This window comes from Stenotrophomonas sp. YJH_SMC_12-1 (genome assembly GCF_059370935.1).
In genome coordinates this window covers 181,230-198,726 of the sequence record NZ_JCAFUD010000002.1, presented here as the reverse complement: position 1 = coordinate 198,726, position 17,497 = coordinate 181,230, and the positions used below count along the sequence as shown (strand labels likewise).

Genomic DNA, 17,497 nt, shown 5'->3' with positions numbered 1-17,497 from the left:
CCCTGCCCTTCGAAGAGCCTGTCCATGAGCACCGTCACCCCCTCCGCCCCGACCCTGATCATCGTCAGCGGCCTGTCCGGCTCGGGTAAATCCGTCGCCCTGAAGACCTTCGAGGACCAGGATTACTACTGCTCGGACAACCTGCCGATCAATCTGCTGCCCGACTTCGTGCGCAGCCTGTTGACCAACCACGACGGCAGCGCACCACGGCGTCTGGCCGTAGGCATCGACGTTCGCGGCCAGGCCGACCTGAGCCAGCTGGGCGACTGGCGGCAGCTGGCGGCCGACGCCGGCGTGGACGTGAAGGTGCTGTTCTTCGAGGCCAGCGACGAGACGCTGCTCAAGCGCTACGCCGACACCCGCCGCCGCCATCCGCTGAGCCAGCTGGGCCTGTCGCTGCCTGAAGCCATCGCCCGCGAACGCGAGTTGACCGCACCGCTGCGCCGCGAGGCCGATGCGGTGATCGACACCAGCAGCCTCAACGTGCATCAGCTGCGGCGGCGGATCATCACCGAGTTCACGATGGACCATGCCACCGGCCTGTCGCTGCTGTTCGAATCGTTCGCCTACAAGCGCGGCGTGCCGGCCGAGGCGGACTTCGTGTTCGATGCGCGGGTGCTGCCCAATCCGCACTGGGACCCGGACCTGCGCGCGCTCAGCGGTCGCGAACCGGGTGTACGCGACTACCTGGAAGCGCAGCCGGACGTGCAGCGCTACCTGGCCCAGCTGATGGACTTCCTCGATACCTGGCTGCCGAAGCTGGGTGATGGCACCCGCAGCTATGTGACAGTGGCGTTCGGCTGCACCGGCGGCAAGCACCGGTCGGTGTTCCTGGCCGAGCGCCTGGCCCGGCATGCCCGCGAGATGGGCTGGGAAGACGTGGCGACGTACCACCGCGAACAGGATTGAGGGGGTCGGCCGGGCTGCGCCCGGCACCCGCCGATAGTGCCGGCCGCTGGCCGGCAACAGCAACAGCAACAGCAACAGCAGGAGCGGCATCCCGTGGGATGGCGGGGCGGTGCGGGTCTGCAGGACACGTCGTGAACCCCGCTCCGCGGTCCGGCCCAGCCGCTGGCGGCTGGGCGTTCGGGCGCTTGCGAAGCAGTGCTTCGCAAGCAAAGCGCCCTCACCCCTGGGGGCTCGATGGCGCCATCCATGGCGCCAACGGTCCTGCAGACCCACACCGCCCCACCTCTGGCAGATTTCTGCTGCGGGTGGGTGTCGACCCTGGTCGACACGATGGATCCACGCCTGCATGGATGAATCGCTGTCAGGCATCGAAAAACGGATGGGGTCGGATCTCTTTCTCAACGGAAAAGGCCTCCCTGGGAGCAACGCTGAATACGGGACACAGTGCCCCTCTCCTGCTGCTATCGCCAATTCACCTTGACCTGTTAACGTGCAGTAATGACCTGTGGCATTCTCCTCGTAACACATCCCGGGGTCGGGACCGCCCTGCTTGACGTGGCGACCCGGCTCCTGCGGCAGTTGCCGCTGAAAACCGAAGCTTTCGAAGTACCGTTCGACGCAGACCTGGACGCCCTGCTCCCGCTCGCCTCGGCCGCCCTGCGGCGGGTTGACGGGGGTGATGGTGTGCTGATCCTGACCGACCTGTACGGCGCCAGCCCCGCCAACCTTGCCGGGCAGCTGGCCCGGCTGGGGACCCCGGTTCGCCGGGTGTCGGCGCTGAGCCTGCCGATGTTGCTGCGGGTGATGAATTATCCGGAACAGGGACTGGATCAACTGCCCGCCACAGCCGCGGCGGGTACCCGTAATGGAGCGATAGTCGACGATGCTTGAACGAGAACTCACAGTCAGCAACCGCCTGGGCCTGCATGCCCGGGCCACCGCCAAGCTGGTGCAGACCCTGGCGCCGTTCCGCTGCAACGTGACCATGGCCGCCAAAGGCCGTGAGATCAACGCCAAGAGTATCATGGGCGTGATGCTGCTGGCCGCCGGCCAAGGCACCCCGGTCACCGTGCGGATCAACGGCGAGGACGAAGCCGCCGCGATGGAGGCGGTGGTCGGCCTGTTCGAACGCCGTTTCGACGAGGACAGCTGAGCGTGCCACGCGCACGCGCCAGCCAGGTCCCTTCCGGCCAACGGCCGGTACAGCTGCTGGCCGGCCACGGCGCCGCGCGCGGAACGGCGATGGGCCGGGCACGCGTGCGACTGCCGCATGCGCTGGAGGTGGCCGAGCAGCGCGTGGCCGCCCACCAGGTCGAGGCCGAACTGGCGCGCCTGCACCGGGCGCTGGATGCCGCGCGTACGGAAATGCACGAGCTGCGCCAGCGCCTGCATGGCGCCCTGAACCAGGAAGTGGGCGAGTTCCTCGACCTGCACGCGCTGCTGCTGGACGACCCCGAGCTGCTGTACGGCCTGGACGAGCTGATCCGCAGTGGCCCGTACAGCGCCGGCTATGCCTTGCGCCTGCAGCGCGACCGCCTGGCCAAGGTCTTCGATGGCATGGACGATGCCTATCTGAAGAGCCGCATGGACGATCTCGACCATGTGATCGGGCGCATCCACGCCTTCCTGCAACCCGAACGGCCGTCGGCAGTGAAAGGCCTGGCCGGCGAGATCCTGGTCTGTGACAACATCGCGCCCTCCGAGCTGGCGCAGCTGCAGGCACAGGGCGTAGTCGGCATCGTCACGGCCGCCGGCAGCGCGCTGTCGCACAGCGCGATCCTGGCGCGCAGCCTGCACCTGCCCCTGATCGTCAACGTGCCGCAGCTGCTCAGCCGCATCGCCGATGGCGATGTGCTGATCATCGATGGCGCCGACGGCAGCATCACCGTCAACCCGCAGGCCGACAACCTGCGGGACTACCGCGTCCGGCTGAAGGAACATGCGCGCGAGCAGCGCGAGCTCGGCCGCCTGCGCAGCAAGCCCAGCCGTACCCGCGACCAGGTCGACATTGCCCTGCTGGCCAATGCCGAATCGCTGGAAGACGTGACCCAGGCGCATGCACTGGGCGCGCAGGGGCTCGGCCTGTACCGCACCGAATTCCTGTTCCTGCAGCGCAATGAGCTGCCGGACGAAGAAGAGCAGTTCCAGACCTACCGCGATGCCGCGCTGGGCATGAGCGGGCGGCCGGTCACCATACGCACGCTGGACCTGGGCGCGGACAAGGCCGACCGTACCGGCCTGACCCTTAGCAACGAAGAGAACCCTGCACTCGGCCTGCGCGGGGTGCGCCTGTCGCTGGCACGGCCGAAAGTGGCCGACACCCAGCTGCGCGCGATCCTGCGCGCGTCTGCATACGGCAAGCTGCGCGTACTGGTGCCGATGGTCAGCACCCGCGAGGAGCTGCTGGCCGTGCGCCGTCGCATGCTCAAACTGACCGAACAGCTGCGCGGCGAAGGGCACATGGTGTCCGACCACGTACCGCTGGGCGCGATGATCGAAGTCCCCGCCGCTGCGCTGGCGCTGGAGAGCTTCATCGACCTGGTCGATTTCCTGTCGATCGGCACCAACGATCTGGTGCAGTACCTGCTGGCTGCCGACCGCAACAACGAGGCGCTGGGCGAGTTGTATTCACCGCTGCACCCGGCCGTGCTGCGGCTGCTGCAGATGGTGATCGAGACCGGCGCGCGTCACCGCATCCCGGTGGCGGTCTGCGGCGAGATGGCCGGTGATGCCCGGATGACCCCGCTGCTGCTGGCGCTGGGCCTGAGCGAGTTCAGCCTGCACCCGGGTACGTTGCTGGAGGTACGCCGCGCGATACGCGAAGCCGATCTGGGTGCGCTGCGCGCGCGCGCGCCGAAGCTGCTGGCCGCGCGCGACCGACGCGCCATCGAACGCTGGCTGGCGCTGGTGGCCGAAACGACCTGATACCCCCCGCTCGCCGGGCATGCACGCCTGGGGTCAGATCCTTTTCCGCGGGAAAAGGGATCTGACCCCGTCTCGTTGAAGGCCAAGAGGTTGCCGGCCAGCGGCCGGCACTCCCGCCACCCGGCGGCTATGCGTTGAAACATCGCCTTGCGATAATGACGCGCTGAACACCCCTGTTGCCGCATCCTTGCCGGGATCGCGGCTTTTCTTATCCCGCGGGAGCTGCGATGGCTGAAGCTGTACGCCACGACAAGACTGCGCGCCAACTGCGGATGCTGTCCGATGCACTGGACAGCGGCCGGCTGGGCCCGGTACGTCGCCTGGTCAACACCCTGGCCCCGGCCGAGATCGGCAACCTGCTTGAATCACTGCCGCCGGGCAAGCGCGAGGTGGTGTGGGGCCTGGTCGATCCTGAAGACGACGGCGAGGTGCTGGTCCACGTCGGCGAGGACGTGCGCGAAAGCCTGCTCGCGGACATGGACCCGGACGAGATCATCGCCGCGGTCGAAGACCTGGACATCGACGATCTGGCCGACCTGGTCGAAGACCTGCCGGACACGGTCATCGACGAAGTCCTCAAGTCGATGGACCGCGAGAACCGCGAGCGCCTGGAACAGGTCCTGTCCTATCCCGAGGACAGCGCCGGTCGCCTGATGAATCCGGACGTTGTGACCGTGCGCGCCGACGTCAATGTCGACGTCGTGCTGCGCTACCTGCGCCTGCGCGGTGAACTGCCCGACCACACCGACCACCTGTTCGTGGTCAGCCGCCGCCATCAGTACCTCGGCCGCGTGTCGCTGGCGGCACTGGTGACCCACGAGGACACCACCCCGATCAATCGCCTGATCGACGACGAGCAGCCAGCCATCGACGTCGGCGAGAGCGACCAGGAAGTCGCCCGCCAGTTCTCCGACCATGACTGGATCTCCGCGCCAGTGGTGGATGACAACAACATCCTGATCGGTCGCATCACCATCGATGACGTGGTCGACATCATCCGCGGCCAGGCCGAGCACCAGGCGCTGGGCGCCGCCGGTCTGGACGAGGACGAAGATCTGTTCAGCCCGGTCTGGCGCGCGATGCGCCGCCGCCTGATGTGGCTGTCGGTGAACCTGTGCACGGCCTTCCTGGCCTCCAGCGTGGTCGGCCACTTCGAAGGCACCATCGACAAACTGGTGGCGCTGGCGGTGCTGATGCCGATCGTCGCCGGCCTCGGCGGCAACGCCGGTACCCAGGTGCTGGCACTGATGGTGCGCGGCCTGGCGCTGGGCCAGGTGGGCGCCTCCAACGCCCGCACCCTGCTGTGGAAGGAAGTACGGGTCGCGCTGTTGAACGGCGTGATGCTGGGTTCGGTGCTGGGCCTGATCGTGCTCGCCTGGTTCCACTCGCCCGGGTTGTCGGCAGTGATCGCCATCGCGTTGACCTGCAACCTGTTGTTTGCTGCGTTGGCCGGCGTGCTGGTGCCGTTGACGCTGAAGCGCTTCGGCTTCGACCCGGCGCTGGCCAGCGGCATCTTCCTCACCGCCGTGACCGATTCGATGGGCTTCTTCACCTTCCTCGGCCTGGCCACCCTGGTGCTGCTGCACTGACCGTCTCGCGGGTCGGATCCCCGCTGCGCGGCGCTCTGACCCGATCCCAACTGGATCCCCCCATGGCAACGACAATCGAAAACTACTTCCAGCCCGGCTGGCGCGACCAGCAGCACACCTGCCCGGCCTGCGAATGGAAGGGCAGCTCGCGTGCCATGGAAATGGAACTTGACGAGGACGCCACCGAGTACGACTGCCCGGTCTGCGAGAACCCACTGCTGGTGGTCCTGCACCCGGACATTGCGCAGGTGCAGGCCGCCGCCGCCGAAGGCAATACCGAGGCACAGGAGCAGTTGGAGATCATCGCCAGCTTCCCGCGCCCGCAGTGACGCGGCGCACGATGCCGGGCCGACGTCGGCGGACTACGATGCAGGCGATCTCGCCGCTTCGGAAAATCTCATGGTCCGTTTGCTGTCGCGCTGGCTGCCACTGCTGGCCCTTCTGATGATGAGCGGTTGCACTTCGCTGCCGGACAGCGCGCGTGGCCGCTTCGAAGCACGTGCGGTGAAGGTGGACGGGCAAACGGCGTACTACCAGGTGTTCATTCCGGCCGGCGTGCAGGCCGCCGCTCCCACCCACCTTCCGGTCGTCCTGTTCCTGCACGGCTCGGGCGAGCGCGGCGCCGATGGCGTCAAGCAGACCCACGCCGGGCTGGGGCCTTACCTGCGCGCGCATCCCGATTTCCCCGCCCTGGTGGTGTTCCCGCAGGTACCGGGCCACGAGGAATGGAGCGGCCGCAACAACCGTGCGGCAGTGGCCGCGCTGGACGCGACGATCGCCGAATTCGGCGCCGACCCGGCGCGGCAATACCTGACCGGCATGTCGATGGGCGGCTATGGCAGCTGGAACATCGCATTGGATGACCCACGCCGCTTTGCCGCGATCGTCCCCGTGTGCGGCGCGGTGCTCGCCCCGCGTGCGGTACGCCCGACCCTGTTCGTCGAGCAGGTCGCGCACGAGGCGGACCCGTACGCGGTGATTGCCCAGCGCCTGCAGCACACGCCGATCTGGATCTTCCACGGCGCACTGGATGACGTGGTGCCGCCGGACGACGACCGCAGACTGCATGCCGCATTCCAGCGCGCCGCCGCACGCGACGTGCGCTACACCGAATACCCGGAAGGCAACCACAATGCCTGGGACGCCACCTACGCCGACCCGGCAATGTGGGAATGGCTGTTCGCGCAGAAGCGCTGAACCGCAGCTTCTGGTAGCTGCCAACCTTGGTTGGCATTGACTGCTCTCGTAGTCGCCAACCTTGGTTGGCGTTGACTGCTCTGGTAGTCGCCAACCTTGGTTGGCACTGGCCTACCTGAAACCAAGCCATTCCCCGATGTTCACTGGAAGCAGGCCCGTCCATGCTTCCTCCATGCAGAACACCCGTCTCCTGCTCGGCCGTCGCTCCAGCGTCGGCCTCAGCTATATCCTCACCACCGTCGTCCATGAACGCGCGCCGCTCTTCACCGACGCCGCAGCGGCCGCCTTGGCAGTCCGCGAATTCCAGCGACTGGATCAGGAGGGCTTCACCCGCTCGATTGCCTACGTGGTCATGCCCGACCACATCCACTGGCTGGTCGAACTACGTGCGGGAACGCTGGAAACCGTCATGAAGCGTTTCAAGTCGCGCACAGCCCGGCAGGCAAACCGGCTGCTGGGGCGAGTAGGGCGCTTCTGGCAGGCCTGCTATCACGATCATGCGATCCGCTCTGACGAATCGTTGCACCGGCATGCGATGTACCTGATGGGAAATCCGATCAGGGCTGGGCTGACGACGCGGCTTGGGCAATATCCGCATGCATGGTGCGAATGGGAGCTTGGGGCGTCATGTGATCTGCCCGATGACATTAGCACCGGTGGATAGTGCCAACCAAGGTTGGCATCTACCAAAACAGTGCGCGCACGAACCGGGCGGTGAGTGTGTCAACCAAGGTTGACACCTACCTCACCCGGGTGGTCAGCCCAGCAGGGTTTCCAGCACGGCCATGCGCACGGCGACGCCGTTGGCGACCTGGCGCAGCACCCACGACTGCGAGCCGTCGGCCACCTCGTCGGTCACTTCCACGCCGCGGTTGATCGGGCCCGGGTGCAGCACCGCGGCATCCTTGCCCGCGCGCGCCAGGCGTTTGTTGGTCAGGCCGTACTGCGCATGGTACTGCTCCAGCGACGGCACCAGACCTTCTTCCATGCGCTCGCGCTGCAGGCGCAGCATCATCAGCGCATCGACGCCTTCCAGCATCGCGTCGAAATCATCGCCGACCACGCAGCCCTTCAGGGTCTCGTCGTCCGGCAGCAGCGACTGCGGGCCACATACGCGGATCTCACCCACGCCCAGCGTGCGCAGCGCATGCAGGTCGGTACGGGCCACGCGCGAGTGCTTCACGTCGCCGACGATCACGACTTTCAGCTTCGAGAAATCCGGGCCCTTGGCCTGGCGCAGGGTCAGCATGTCCAGCAGGCCCTGGGTCGGGTGCGAACTGCGGCCGTCACCGGCATTGATCAGCGCGGTGCCCTCGCCTGCCGCATCGGCCAGTGCGGCCACGGCGCCGTCATCGGGGTGGCGCACCACGAAGCCGCGCACGCCCATCGCTTCCAGGTTGCGAAGCGTGTCGCAGGCGGTCTCACCCTTGCGGGTAGAGGACGTCGAGGCGTCGAAATTCAGCACGTCCGCCCCCAGCCGCTGCGCGGCCAGCTGGAACGAACTGCGGGTGCGCGTGGACGGTTCGAAGAACAGCGTGCACACCGCCGAACCGGCCAGCACGTGGCGCTTGTTGCCGACGCGGCCGACTGCGGCATCGCGGATCTGCCCTGCGCGGTCGAGCAGCTGCAGCAGCGTTTCGCGCGGCAGGCCCTCCAGGGTCAGCAGGTGGCGCAGGCGTCCGGAGGCATCGATTTGCTGGGCGGTCATGGCGGTGTCGGGCAGTCAGGGAATGGGGGTGGCGTCGTCCGGCGACGACAGCCAGCGATCAATGATCACCGCTGCGGCGACGGCATCGAGGGCAGCCGCATCACGGCGGCGCTTGCGCCCTTCGGCGCGCTCGACGGCGAAGCGGCGTGCGGCCTCGACCGAACTGGAACGCTCGTCGATCATCACCACCGGCAGCTTGAAGCGCTCCCGCAGCTGGCGGGCGAAGCCCTGCGCGCGCTTGCGGTTGGGCTGGTCCTGGCCGTCCAGGGTCAGCGGGTCGCCGACCACCAGGCCGTCGGGCTTCCATTCCTTGAGCAGGCGTTCGATCGCGGTCCAGTCCGGGCCGTTGCCGTGCACATCGACCACGGCCACCGCGCGCGCATGCGCGGCGAAGGCACTGCCGATGGCCACGCCGATCCGTCGCGAGCCGACATCGAAACCCAGAACGGTGCCATCACGGCGGATCGCCGGGGCAGCAGAATCCGGCGCGGGCGTGATGGGCTCAGACATGGCCGCTGTAGTCGGTCAGCCGGAACAGGTCCACGCCGATGCGCGAGGCCGCACCCTGCCAGCGCTGCTCCAGCGGCAGCTGGAACACCAGCTCGGCATCGGCCGGCACGGTCAGCCAGCTGTTCTCGGACAGCTCGCTTTCCAGCTGCCCTGCGCCCCAACCGGCACAGCCGAGGGTGACCACGGCATTGGCCGGGCCTTCGCCGCGCGCCATCGCTTCGAGGATGTCGCGCGAGGTGGTCAGGTACAAGCCGTCGCCCACGGTCAGGCTGGAATCCCACGCCCGCGCGTCGTCATGGATGACGAAGCCGCGCTCGGGATGCACCGGGCCGCCGTTGAGCACCATGCGCGCCTGCAGGTCGCCATCACCGGTGGTGATGTCCATCTGTGCAAGCACTTCACCCAGCGTGTACTCGGAAGGCTGGTTGACCAGCACGCCCATCGCCCCGTTCTCGTCGTGCTGGCAGATCAGCGCGACGCTGCGGGCGAAGGTCGCGTCGAGCAGCGACGGCAGCGCGACGAGCAGGTGATCGGCAAGGGAGGTCGGCGTTACAGGCATGGTCCTATTCTACCTGCTGGGGGCGGGATGGTCGCGCGATGGCGTCGAACAGCGATGGGCTAGGATAGTGCTTTGCCATGGAAGGTCATCGATGCAGTCTTCAACGCCCCTGACCCTGCCGGCACGCAGCGCCATCGTCCTGCTTGCCCTGCTGCAGGGCCTGATGCTGTATGCCGCGCAGGAACTGTCCGACGCGTGGCCGTTCCGCGATATCGGCTGGCGCTACTGCTGGTACGCCTGGGTGCTGGCCATTCCCAGCGCGGTGGCGCTGAGCCTGGTGGAGCTGGGCCAGCGCCGCCTGTGGCTGCAGGCCGTGCTCGGCTCGACGGTGGTGCTGGCGCTGGCCGCCTGGATCGGCTGGAACCTCAATGGCGAGACCGCGCTGGAGTCGAGCGCGCTGCAGCTTCCGTTGACCCTGGGCATCGCCGTGGCGGTGTTCGTGGTCCTGCCCTGGTGGCAGTTCCAGCTGCAGCACGGGCACTGGCGTGCCAGTTACCCCGAGCTGTTCGAGCGCGCCTGGCAGAATGGTTTGACCCTGGCCCTGGCGGCACTGTTCACCGGGCTGACCTGGCTGCTGTTGTGGCTGTGGTCGGCGCTGTTCCAGCTGCTCGACGTGACCGTCTTCCGCGACCTGTTCCGGCAGGACGCGTTCATCGCACTGGCCACCGGCAGCCTGGCCGGGTTCGGCGTACTGATCGGGCGCACCCAGCACCGCGCCATCCAGATCACCCGCCAGGTGCTGTTCGCGATCTGCCGTGGGCTGTTGCCGCTGCTCTCGTTCATCGCCGTATTGTTCGTGCTGAGCCTGCCGCTTACCGGGCTGGAACCGTTGTGGAAGACCCGCTCGGCCGCCGGCCTGCTGCTGGTGCTGTCGCTGCTGCTGGTGACGTTCACCAATGCGGTCTACCAGCAGGGGGAAGACAGCGCCCCCTACCCGCTGCTGCTGCGCCGGCTGGTTGAAGCCAGCCTGCTGGCGCTGCCGGTCTACGCCGCACTGGCGCTGCACGCACTGGGGCTGCGCGTGGTGCAGTACGGCTGGACCGTGGACCGGTTCTGGGCGGTACTCGTCGCAGTGGCCGTGGCCGGCTATGCCGTGGGCTACGCGCTGGCGGTGCTGCGCCGGCAGCGCCGCTGGTTGCAGATGCTGGAGCCGGTCAACCGCTGGATGTGCTGGGCGGTGCTGGCACTGGCATTGCTGGGCAACTCGCCGCTGCTGGACCCGGTGCGGCTGACCCTGTCCAGCCAGCTGGCGCGCCTGCGTGCGGACCCGCCCGCGATCACCAGCAGTGACGTCAACGTGCTGCGCTTCGATCTTGGCCACCGCGGCGTGCGGGCGCTGCGCGAGCTGCAGCGTGACCCAGCCATCACCGCCGATGCCAACGCGCCACAGGTGATCGCTGCCGCGCTGGCACGTACCTCGCGCTGGGATGACGGCCACCGCCTCGACAAGGGGCCGCAGGACGTCGTGGCCCTGCAGCGCGCGCTGAAGCTGGCCAAGGGATCCAGCTCACCACCGGACGATTGGTGGCAGGCACTGGCCACGCGCGCGATCGATGGCGAATCCTGCGCCCAGAGCGAGCGCGACTGCCTGATCGTGCATCGCGACCTGGACGGCGATGGCACCGGCGAAGTGCTGCTGTGCGAGCTTTACACCCACCGTGGGCCGGACTGCGTGCTGTACGCACGTGGCAGGGATGCCCACTGGCGCCGGGCCGGTTCGCTGTTCGGCACCGTCAGCGGCCAGGCCGAGACGATCAACCAGGCCCTGCGTGACGGCAAACTCACGCTCGTGCCACCGCGCTGGCCGATGCTGTCCATCGGCGGACACCCTGCGCTGGCCATCGATCCCGAATCCGAATCCAACGAGCCTTCCCCATGAGCGGCTACTGCCTCATCGCCCCGGGCCATCCGGTGCACGACTACTACCACGCCAACGAGTACGGCTTCCCGCAGCGTGACGAGCGCGAGCTGTTCGAACGGCTGGTGCTGGAGATCAACCAGGCCGGCCTGAGCTGGGAAACGATCCTGAAGAAGCGCGAGGGCTTCCGCACGGCCTATGACGGCTTCGATGTGGACCGCGTGGCTGCATACGCCGAGCAGGACATCGAGCGCCTGCTGTCGGACGCGGGCATCATCCGCAACCGGCTGAAGGTGCTGGCGGCGATCCACAACGCGCAGGTGATCCAGCAGCTGCGGGCCAGCCACGGCAGCTTCGCGTCGTGGCTGGATGCGCACCACCCGCGCAGCAAGGCCGACTGGGTGAAGCTGTTCAAGAAGACCTTCCGCTTCACCGGCGGCGAGATCACCGGCGAGTTCCTGATGAGCCTGGGCTACCTGCCCGGTGCGCATGCCGAGGACTGCCCGGTGCATGCGCGACTGCTGACGCTGTCGCCGCCGTGGCTGAAGTCCGCCGCCCGCTGATGGATATCCGCCGGGCATGGCCCGGCGTTACTACGCGTGGGTTCCGGTAGTGCCGGCCGCTGGCCGGCAACCCCGTTGAACGGTCACACGCCCATGTAGCGGCCGGGGCGGTGGTTGAACATCAGCACCAGGCTGAGCACCACCGCGCCGATGGCCGAGTACAGCACCTTCGACGGCGACAACACGAAGAACGCGGCCACCATCAGGCAGGCGTCGTAGGACATCTGCACCTTGCCCGCGCTCCAGCCACGGGTGCGCTGCAGGTACACCGCCAGGATGCCGATGCCGCCGAGACTGGCACGATGGCGGATGAAGAACAGGATGCCCAGGCCGGACAACGCGCCACCGACGATCGCCGAATACAGCGGGTTGATGTGCGAGAAGTCGATCCAGCGCGGCAGCAGGTCGGTCAGCACGCCACAGGCGGTGACCGCGGCGAAGGTCTTCAGGGTGAATTCCCAGCCCATGCGCCGCAGCGCCACCCAGTAGAACGGCAGGTTGACCAGCACGAACACCAGGCCGAAGTTCCAGCCCATCGCGTAGTGCAGCAGGAACGCCATGCCCGCCATGCCGCCGATCATCAGCCCGCCCTTGGCGAAGATGGCCAGGCCCAGCGAAGCCACCATCGTGGCCAGCACCATGCCTTGCACGTCCTCGGCGATCGAGTGGCGCAGCGCTTTTTCGTCGGCGGTGGTGCCGGCGCTGTCGGGCGGCGGGGTCAGCGGACCGGCGGTGACCAGGTGGCCGTCAGCGTCGTCGCACGGCGCGGGGCCATGGGAGGGAAGGGACATACGGGTGGGGAACAGCAGGTGGGGAGCGGTATTAGACACGATCCGCATGACAGTTGCAGATGAAATCGTTCAGCTGAATGCGCCCCGCGCTATCTCCTGCCCGCCGCTGCTCAGCCCTTGCCGGCCAGATGGTGCGCCACCAGCGCGTTGGCATGGCCATGGCCCAGCCCATGCTCACTTTTCAGGAAGCTGACCAGTTCCATGTGTTTCAGGCCCTTCTTCCCGGCCAGCAGCCCGAACCAGTGCGCCACCGGCTGCCCGTAGGTCTTCTCGATGGAGGGGAAATACGAGGCCGGGCCTTGGGGCTTTTCAGTGCTCATGCGGAAGCTCCTTGCGTTGGATGTACCGGTACGACGAACAGGGGAGCCGGAAATCGACAGGTCCGTTCAATCCGGGAGCCGTATCATCCCGTCATGCCCCGCGAAAACCTCAACGACCTGCAGGCCTTCGTCCACGTTGCCTGCGAGGGCAGCTTCACCAAGGCCGCCGCCCAGCTGGGCGTGTCCCAGTCCGCGCTCAGCCATGCCATGCGCGGCCTGGAACAGCGCCTGGGTGTGCGCCTGCTGACCCGCACCACTCGGAGCGTGTCCACCACCGAAGCCGGTGCCCGCCTGCTCGACACCCTGGGCCCGCGCCTGGCCGAGATCGAGGACGGACTGGCCGCGCTGGCCGAATACCGTGAACGCCCGGCCGGCGCCATCCGCATCAATGCCACCGGCCATGCCGCCGAGTACATCGCGTGGCCACGGCTGGCGCCGCTGCTGCAGCAGTATCCGGATCTCAAGGTGGAACTGACCGCCGACTACGGGCTGGCCGACATCGTGGCCGAGCGCTACGACATCGGCATCCGCCTCGGCGAGCGCCTGGCGCGCGACATGGTCGCCGTGCCGATCAGCCCGCCGCTGCGCATGCGCGTGGTCGGCGCACCCAGCTACTTCCGCCAGCATGTGGTGCCACGGCATCCGAACGAGCTGGCAGGCCACAACTGCGTGACTCTGCGCCTGCCCACGCATGGCGGGCTGATGCCGTGGGATTTCGGCCAGGACGGCAACGAACTGAGCGTGCGCGTGAGCGGCCAGTGGACCTTCAACACCATGGGCATGACCCGCGCCGCTGCGCTGGCCGGCAGCGGACTGGCCTGGCTGCCGGAAGACCAGGTGCAGCCGATGCTGGACGATGGCCGCCTGCAGTCGGTACTGGACGACTGGTGCCCGCACTTCGATGGCTACTACGCGTACTACCCGTCGCGCCGCCACGTCACGGTGGCGATGCGCACGGTGCTGGATGCGCTGCGCGGGCCGATGGCTGGATGAGGTGTGCGGACCAACGGTCCGCACCCACCTCGGTCCGCACCCGGTGATCAGCCCTTGGCCTGGGCCGCACGCTGTGCGTTGTAGCGCTCACCGACGATCGACACTTCATCCAGCGCCTGCGCGATGCGCTGCAGTTCTTCCGGCGCCAGCTGCAGGTCAGCCGCACCCAGGTTCTCTTCCAGGCGGTGGATCTTGGTGGTGCCCGGAATCGGCACGATCCACGGCGCCTGCGCCAGCAGCCAGGCCAGCGCCACCTGCGCCGGGGTCGCGCCGCGTGCTGCAGCAATCGTACTGATGCGATCCACCAGCGCCTGGTTGGCGCGGCGGGCGTCCACTTCGAAGCGCGGCACGCTGTTGCGGAAATCGTTGGCGTCGAAGGTGGTGTCGGCGTTGATCGCGCCGGTCAGGAAGCCACGGCCGAGCGGACTGAACGGCACGAAGCCGATGCCCAGTTCCTGCAGGGCCGGCAGCAGTTCGCGCTCCGGTTCACGCCACCACAGCGAATACTCGCTCTGCACGGCAGCCACCGGCTGCACCGCGTGCGCACGGCGCACGGTGGCGGCGCTGGCCTCGGACAGGCCGAAGTGGCCGACCTTACCCTCGGCGATCAGGTCGCGCACGGTGCCGGCCACGTCCTCGATCGGCACGTTCGGGTCGACACGGTGCTGGTAGAACAGGTCGATATGGTCGGTGCGCAGGCGCCTGAGACTGGCTTCGGCCACGGCGCGGATGTTCTCGGGGCGGCTGTCCAGGCCGGTATCGGTGCGCGCATCCTTGAAGCCGAACTTGGTGGCGATCACCAGCTTGTCGCGGTAAGGCGCCAGGGCCTCGCCGAGCAGGTCTTCATTGGTGTACGGGCCGTACACTTCGGCGGTGTCGAAGAAGGTCACGCCGCGTTCAACGGCGGCGTGCAGCAGGGCGATGCCCTGGCTGCGCTCGACCGGCTGGCCATAGGCATGGGTCAGGCCCATGCAACCCAGGCCCAAGGCGGAGACCTTCAGGCCGCTGCGGCCGAGTTCACGTGTCTGCATCGTGATGCTCCAGAGGGGGAACGCTGACGATACGCCTGCAGGGGCCGCCGATTGAATGGGCAGCATTGCAGTTGGTCATGACTGGAATTCATCAATCGCCAACGCGCCCGGTAGAGTCGACTGTTAGTCGACTGCTCTTTCACCGGCCGGGAAAATCCCGCGCTGCGCGCGAGAGTCGACTGACAGTCGACTCTACAGATCTGCAGGTCACCGGATCTCGGAGATCTCCACGCCATCCAGGCCCTGTGACAGCGTGCGTGCGTCGCCGCCCTGGCTGAGCTTGATGCGCAGGCGCACTTCGTTCTGCGAATCGGCGTAACGCAGCGCGTCCTCGTAGCTGATCTCGCCGGCCTGGTACAGCTCGAACAGGCTCTGGTCGAAGGTCTTCATGCCCAGCTGGACCGAGTCCTTCATCACTTCCTTCAGCTTGTGGATCTCGCCGTCGCGGATGTAGTCCTGCACCAGCGGCGTGCCCAGCAGGATCTCCATCGCCACCTTGCGCGAGCGGCCATCGGGCGACGGCACCAGCTGCTGCGCGACCACGCCCTTGAGATTCAGCGACAGGTCCATCAGCAGCTGGTTGCGGCGGTCTTCCGGGAAGAAGTTGACGATGCGGTCCATCGCCTGGTTGGCGTTGTTGGCATGCAGGGTGCACAGCACCAGGTGGCCGGTTTCGGCGAACGCGATGGCGTGGTCCATGCCTTCGCGGGTACGCACCTCGCCAATCATGATCACGTCCGGCGCCTGGCGCAGGGTGTTCTTCAGCGCGGCTTCCCAGCTGTCGGTATCGATGCCGACTTCGCGCTGGGTGATGATGCAGCCCTCGTGCTTGTGCACGAATTCGATCGGATCTTCGATGGTAATGATGTGGCCGGTCGAGTTCTGGTTGCGGTAACCGATCATCGCCGCCAGCGAGGTCGATTTACCGGTACCGGTGGCACCGACGAACAGGATGATGCCGCGCTTGGTCATCGCCAGCGTCTTGATGATCGGCGGCAGGCTCAGTTCTTCCACCGTCGGAATGCGCGTCTCGATGCGACGCAGCACCATGCCGACCTGGTTGCGCTGGTAGAAGCAGCTGACGCGGAAGCGGCCGACACCGGACAGGCCGATGGCGAAGTTGCATTCGTGGGTCTTCTCGAATTCCTCGCGCTGCGCCGGGGTCATCACGTTGAGGACCAGGTCGCGGCTCTGCTGCGGCGTGAGCGGGGTCTGCGTGATCGGCGAGATCTTGCCGTTGACCTTCATCGCCGGCGGCATGCCCGCAGTGATGAACAGGTCCGAGGCGCGCTGGTGCGCCATCAGCTTGAGGAACGAAGTGAAATCGATGGTGGTCGCGGTGGTGTTCACGGCAGGCTCCCGGAAAGCGGTTTACCAGGTAACGGTCGGTGGAGGAAACAACACGGGAACAGCAGCGCACTGGCGCACGCTGCCCCGTTACTGCCCCGCCTTACTCGAACAGGCGCTTGTCCTTGGCGTACTCACGGGCCTGGTTTCGGGTGATCAGGCTGCGCTTGACCAGGTCCTGCAGGTGCTGGTCCAGGGTCATCATGCCGTATTGCTGGCCAGTCTGGATGGCCGAGTACATCTGCGCCACCTTGTCCTCGCGGATCAGGTTGCGGATGGCCGGGGTGCCGACCATGATTTCCCACGCTGCGGTACGACCGCCGCCAACCTTCTTCAGCAGCGCCTGCGAAATGACCGCGCGCAACGACTCGGACAGCATCGAGCGCACCATCGGCTTTTCGCCGGCCGGGAACACGTCGATGATGCGGTCGATGGTCTTGGCCGCCGAACTGGTATGCAGGGTGCCGAACACCAGGTGGCCGGTTTCCGCCGCGGTCAGTGCCAGGCGGATGGTTTCCAGGTCACGAAGTTCGCCCACCAGGATGATGTCCGGGTCCTCACGCAGCGCCGAGCGCAGTGCTTCATTGAAGCCATGCGTGTCGCGGTGCACTTCGCGCTGGTTGATCAGGCACTTCTGCGAGGTATGCACGAATTCGATCGGATCCTCGACGGTGAGGATGTGGCCGTATTCGTTCTTGTTGATGTAGTCGATCATCGCCGCCAGCGTGGTCGACTTGCCCGAACCGGTCGGGCCGGTCACCAGGATCAGGCCCTGCGGCTGCTGGATCACTTCGCGGAACAGCGGCGGGCAGGCCAGGTCCTCGAGGGTGAGCACCTCGGACGGAATGGTACGGAACACCGCACCGGCACCGCGGTTCTGGTTGAACGCGTTCACTCGGAAGCGCGCCAGCGACGGGATCTCGAAGGAGAAGTCCACTTCGAGGAATTCCTCGTAATCGCGGCGCTGCTTGTCGGACATGATGTCGTACACCAGCGCATGGACCTGCTTGTGGTCCAGGGCTGGGATGTTGATCCGGCGAACGTCGCCGTCGACGCGGATCATCGGCGGCAGGCCTGCGGACAGGTGCAGGTCGGACGCTTTGTTCTTAACGGAAAACGCCAGCAGTTCGGCGATATCCATGAGCGGCTACTCCCCAATAACGGCTTCGACTGGAAGGATCTTTCCCCGGGCGGCAG

The 17,497-nt window shown here is 67.0% G+C and carries 19 protein-coding genes; 11 read left to right on the top strand and 8 right to left on the bottom strand.

Features of this window, described 5'->3' with window-relative positions; all coding sequences use genetic code 11:
• Positions 1–24 precede the first annotated feature (24 nt).
• The 8 genes from rapZ to AC5P8Y_RS04395 all read left to right on the top strand — a co-directional run bounded on the left by rapZ (position 25) and on the right by AC5P8Y_RS04395 (position 7,284).
• Positions 25–909 carry an RNase adapter RapZ gene (gene rapZ / locus AC5P8Y_RS04430; protein WP_033835540.1) on the top strand — a complete coding sequence of 295 codons (885 nt, stop codon included), beginning with the start codon at positions 25–27 and terminating at the stop codon, positions 907–909.
• A 498-nt stretch (positions 910–1,407) separates the two neighbouring features.
• Positions 1,408–1,800, top strand: coding sequence for a PTS sugar transporter subunit IIA (locus AC5P8Y_RS04425; protein WP_005408386.1), 393 nt, complete (start codon positions 1,408–1,410; stop codon positions 1,798–1,800).
• A complete protein-coding gene (locus tag AC5P8Y_RS04420) occupies positions 1,793–2,062 on the top strand; it encodes an HPr family phosphocarrier protein (protein ID WP_005408385.1) in 270 nt (89 codons plus the stop codon). Before AC5P8Y_RS04425 ends, AC5P8Y_RS04420 begins: the two co-directional genes overlap by 8 nt.
• Before the next feature lie 2 nt (positions 2,063–2,064).
• Positions 2,065–3,834 carry a phosphoenolpyruvate--protein phosphotransferase gene (gene ptsP / locus AC5P8Y_RS04415; protein ID WP_164133202.1) on the top strand — a complete coding sequence of 590 codons (1,770 nt, stop codon included), beginning with the start codon at positions 2,065–2,067 and terminating at the stop codon, positions 3,832–3,834.
• Between the two features lie 227 nt (positions 3,835–4,061).
• Positions 4,062–5,423 carry a magnesium transporter gene (gene mgtE, locus AC5P8Y_RS04410; RefSeq protein WP_008266103.1) on the top strand — a complete coding sequence of 454 codons (1,362 nt, stop codon included), beginning with the start codon at positions 4,062–4,064 and terminating at the stop codon, positions 5,421–5,423.
• A 62-nt stretch (positions 5,424–5,485) separates the two neighbouring features.
• Entirely contained in the window at positions 5,486–5,752 is a 267-nt protein-coding gene (locus AC5P8Y_RS04405) for a hypothetical protein (protein WP_033834839.1), read from the top strand.
• A 70-nt stretch (positions 5,753–5,822) separates the two neighbouring features.
• Positions 5,823–6,620 (top strand): carboxylesterase family protein, encoded by a 798-nt coding sequence (locus AC5P8Y_RS04400; protein ID WP_033834838.1) that lies wholly within the window; start codon positions 5,823–5,825, stop codon positions 6,618–6,620.
• Between the two features lie 172 nt (positions 6,621–6,792).
• Positions 6,793–7,284, top strand: coding sequence for an REP-associated tyrosine transposase (locus tag AC5P8Y_RS04395; RefSeq protein ID WP_033834837.1), 492 nt, complete (start codon positions 6,793–6,795; stop codon positions 7,282–7,284).
• A gap of 93 nt (positions 7,285–7,377) precedes the next feature.
• On the opposite strand, the gene AC5P8Y_RS04390 is transcribed toward AC5P8Y_RS04395, so the two are convergent.
• The 3 genes from AC5P8Y_RS04390 to AC5P8Y_RS04380 are packed head-to-tail and all read right to left on the bottom strand — an operon-like array spanning position 7,378 to position 9,397.
• Positions 7,378–8,328 (bottom strand): aspartate carbamoyltransferase catalytic subunit, encoded by a 951-nt coding sequence (locus AC5P8Y_RS04390; RefSeq protein ID WP_049403275.1) that lies wholly within the window; start codon positions 8,326–8,328, stop codon positions 7,378–7,380.
• A 15-nt stretch (positions 8,329–8,343) separates the two neighbouring features.
• On the bottom strand, positions 8,344–8,838 hold the full coding sequence (ruvX, locus tag AC5P8Y_RS04385; protein WP_005408378.1) for a Holliday junction resolvase RuvX: 495 nt from the start codon (positions 8,836–8,838) through the stop codon (positions 8,344–8,346).
• Positions 8,831–9,397 (bottom strand): YqgE/AlgH family protein, encoded by a 567-nt coding sequence (locus AC5P8Y_RS04380; RefSeq protein ID WP_005408377.1) that lies wholly within the window; start codon positions 9,395–9,397, stop codon positions 8,831–8,833. Before AC5P8Y_RS04380 ends, ruvX begins: the two co-directional genes overlap by 8 nt.
• Positions 9,398–9,488: 91 nt before the next feature.
• On the opposite strand from AC5P8Y_RS04380, the gene AC5P8Y_RS04375 reads away from it, so the two are divergent.
• Both AC5P8Y_RS04375 and AC5P8Y_RS04370 read left to right on the top strand, forming a co-directional pair.
• Positions 9,489–11,276: a DUF4153 domain-containing protein gene (locus AC5P8Y_RS04375; protein WP_111188471.1), complete on the top strand. Its 1,788-nt coding sequence runs from the start codon at positions 9,489–9,491 to the stop codon at positions 11,274–11,276.
• Positions 11,273–11,818 (top strand): DNA-3-methyladenine glycosylase I, encoded by a 546-nt coding sequence (locus tag AC5P8Y_RS04370; protein WP_033834834.1) that lies wholly within the window; start codon positions 11,273–11,275, stop codon positions 11,816–11,818. The genes AC5P8Y_RS04375 and AC5P8Y_RS04370 overlap by 4 nt, the downstream gene beginning before the upstream one ends.
• A gap of 83 nt (positions 11,819–11,901) precedes the next feature.
• Here the strand turns inward: AC5P8Y_RS04370 and AC5P8Y_RS04365 are convergent, their stop codons facing one another.
• Entirely contained in the window at positions 11,902–12,609 is a 708-nt protein-coding gene (locus AC5P8Y_RS04365) for a YitT family protein (protein ID WP_014036228.1), read from the bottom strand.
• A 110-nt stretch (positions 12,610–12,719) separates the two neighbouring features.
• Positions 12,720–12,929 (bottom strand): DUF4287 domain-containing protein, encoded by a 210-nt coding sequence (locus AC5P8Y_RS04360; protein ID WP_111188470.1) that lies wholly within the window; start codon positions 12,927–12,929, stop codon positions 12,720–12,722.
• A gap of 93 nt (positions 12,930–13,022) precedes the next feature.
• Between AC5P8Y_RS04360 and AC5P8Y_RS04355 the strand changes: the two genes are divergently transcribed.
• Positions 13,023–13,922, top strand: coding sequence for a LysR family transcriptional regulator (locus AC5P8Y_RS04355; protein ID WP_111188469.1), 900 nt, complete (start codon positions 13,023–13,025; stop codon positions 13,920–13,922).
• A 47-nt stretch (positions 13,923–13,969) separates the two neighbouring features.
• Here the strand turns inward: AC5P8Y_RS04355 and AC5P8Y_RS04350 are convergent, their stop codons facing one another.
• From AC5P8Y_RS04350 to AC5P8Y_RS04340, 3 genes are all read right to left on the bottom strand, one after another.
• Positions 13,970–14,953: an aldo/keto reductase gene (locus tag AC5P8Y_RS04350; protein WP_111108625.1), complete on the bottom strand. Its 984-nt coding sequence runs from the start codon at positions 14,951–14,953 to the stop codon at positions 13,970–13,972.
• Positions 14,954–15,160: 207 nt separating this feature from the next.
• Entirely contained in the window at positions 15,161–16,303 is a 1,143-nt protein-coding gene (locus AC5P8Y_RS04345; protein WP_005408369.1) for a PilT/PilU family type 4a pilus ATPase, read from the bottom strand.
• 100 nt (positions 16,304–16,403) lie between these two features.
• The gene (locus tag AC5P8Y_RS04340) at positions 16,404–17,441 is read right to left on the bottom strand and encodes a type IV pilus twitching motility protein PilT (RefSeq protein ID WP_004147099.1); all 1,038 of its coding nucleotides are present in this window, start codon (positions 17,439–17,441) and stop codon (positions 16,404–16,406) included.
• Positions 17,442–17,497 lie beyond the last annotated feature (56 nt).

Coding starts and splice junctions, on each gene's coding strand:
- rapZ (WP_033835540.1), top strand. CDS start 25: ATGAGCACCGTCACCCCCTCCGCCCCGACCCTGATCATCGTCAGCGGC.
- AC5P8Y_RS04425 (WP_005408386.1), top strand. CDS start 1,408: ATGACCTGTGGCATTCTCCTCGTAACACATCCCGGGGTCGGGACCGCC.
- AC5P8Y_RS04420 (WP_005408385.1), top strand. CDS start 1,793: ATGCTTGAACGAGAACTCACAGTCAGCAACCGCCTGGGCCTGCATGCC.
- mgtE (WP_008266103.1), top strand. CDS start 4,062: ATGGCTGAAGCTGTACGCCACGACAAGACTGCGCGCCAACTGCGGATG.
- AC5P8Y_RS04405 (WP_033834839.1), top strand. CDS start 5,486: ATGGCAACGACAATCGAAAACTACTTCCAGCCCGGCTGGCGCGACCAG.
- AC5P8Y_RS04400 (WP_033834838.1), top strand. CDS start 5,823: ATGGTCCGTTTGCTGTCGCGCTGGCTGCCACTGCTGGCCCTTCTGATG.
- AC5P8Y_RS04395 (WP_033834837.1), top strand. CDS start 6,793: ATGCAGAACACCCGTCTCCTGCTCGGCCGTCGCTCCAGCGTCGGCCTC.
- AC5P8Y_RS04390 (WP_049403275.1), bottom strand. CDS start 8,328: ATGACCGCCCAGCAAATCGATGCCTCCGGACGCCTGCGCCACCTGCTG.
- ruvX (WP_005408378.1), bottom strand. CDS start 8,838: ATGTCTGAGCCCATCACGCCCGCGCCGGATTCTGCTGCCCCGGCGATC.
- AC5P8Y_RS04380 (WP_005408377.1), bottom strand. CDS start 9,397: ATGCCTGTAACGCCGACCTCCCTTGCCGATCACCTGCTCGTCGCGCTG.
- AC5P8Y_RS04375 (WP_111188471.1), top strand. CDS start 9,489: ATGCAGTCTTCAACGCCCCTGACCCTGCCGGCACGCAGCGCCATCGTC.
- AC5P8Y_RS04370 (WP_033834834.1), top strand. CDS start 11,273: ATGAGCGGCTACTGCCTCATCGCCCCGGGCCATCCGGTGCACGACTAC.
- AC5P8Y_RS04365 (WP_014036228.1), bottom strand. CDS start 12,609: ATGTCCCTTCCCTCCCATGGCCCCGCGCCGTGCGACGACGCTGACGGC.
- AC5P8Y_RS04360 (WP_111188470.1), bottom strand. CDS start 12,929: ATGAGCACTGAAAAGCCCCAAGGCCCGGCCTCGTATTTCCCCTCCATC.
- AC5P8Y_RS04355 (WP_111188469.1), top strand. CDS start 13,023: ATGCCCCGCGAAAACCTCAACGACCTGCAGGCCTTCGTCCACGTTGCC.
- AC5P8Y_RS04350 (WP_111108625.1), bottom strand. CDS start 14,953: ATGCAGACACGTGAACTCGGCCGCAGCGGCCTGAAGGTCTCCGCCTTG.
- AC5P8Y_RS04340 (WP_004147099.1), bottom strand. CDS start 17,441: ATGGATATCGCCGAACTGCTGGCGTTTTCCGTTAAGAACAAAGCGTCC.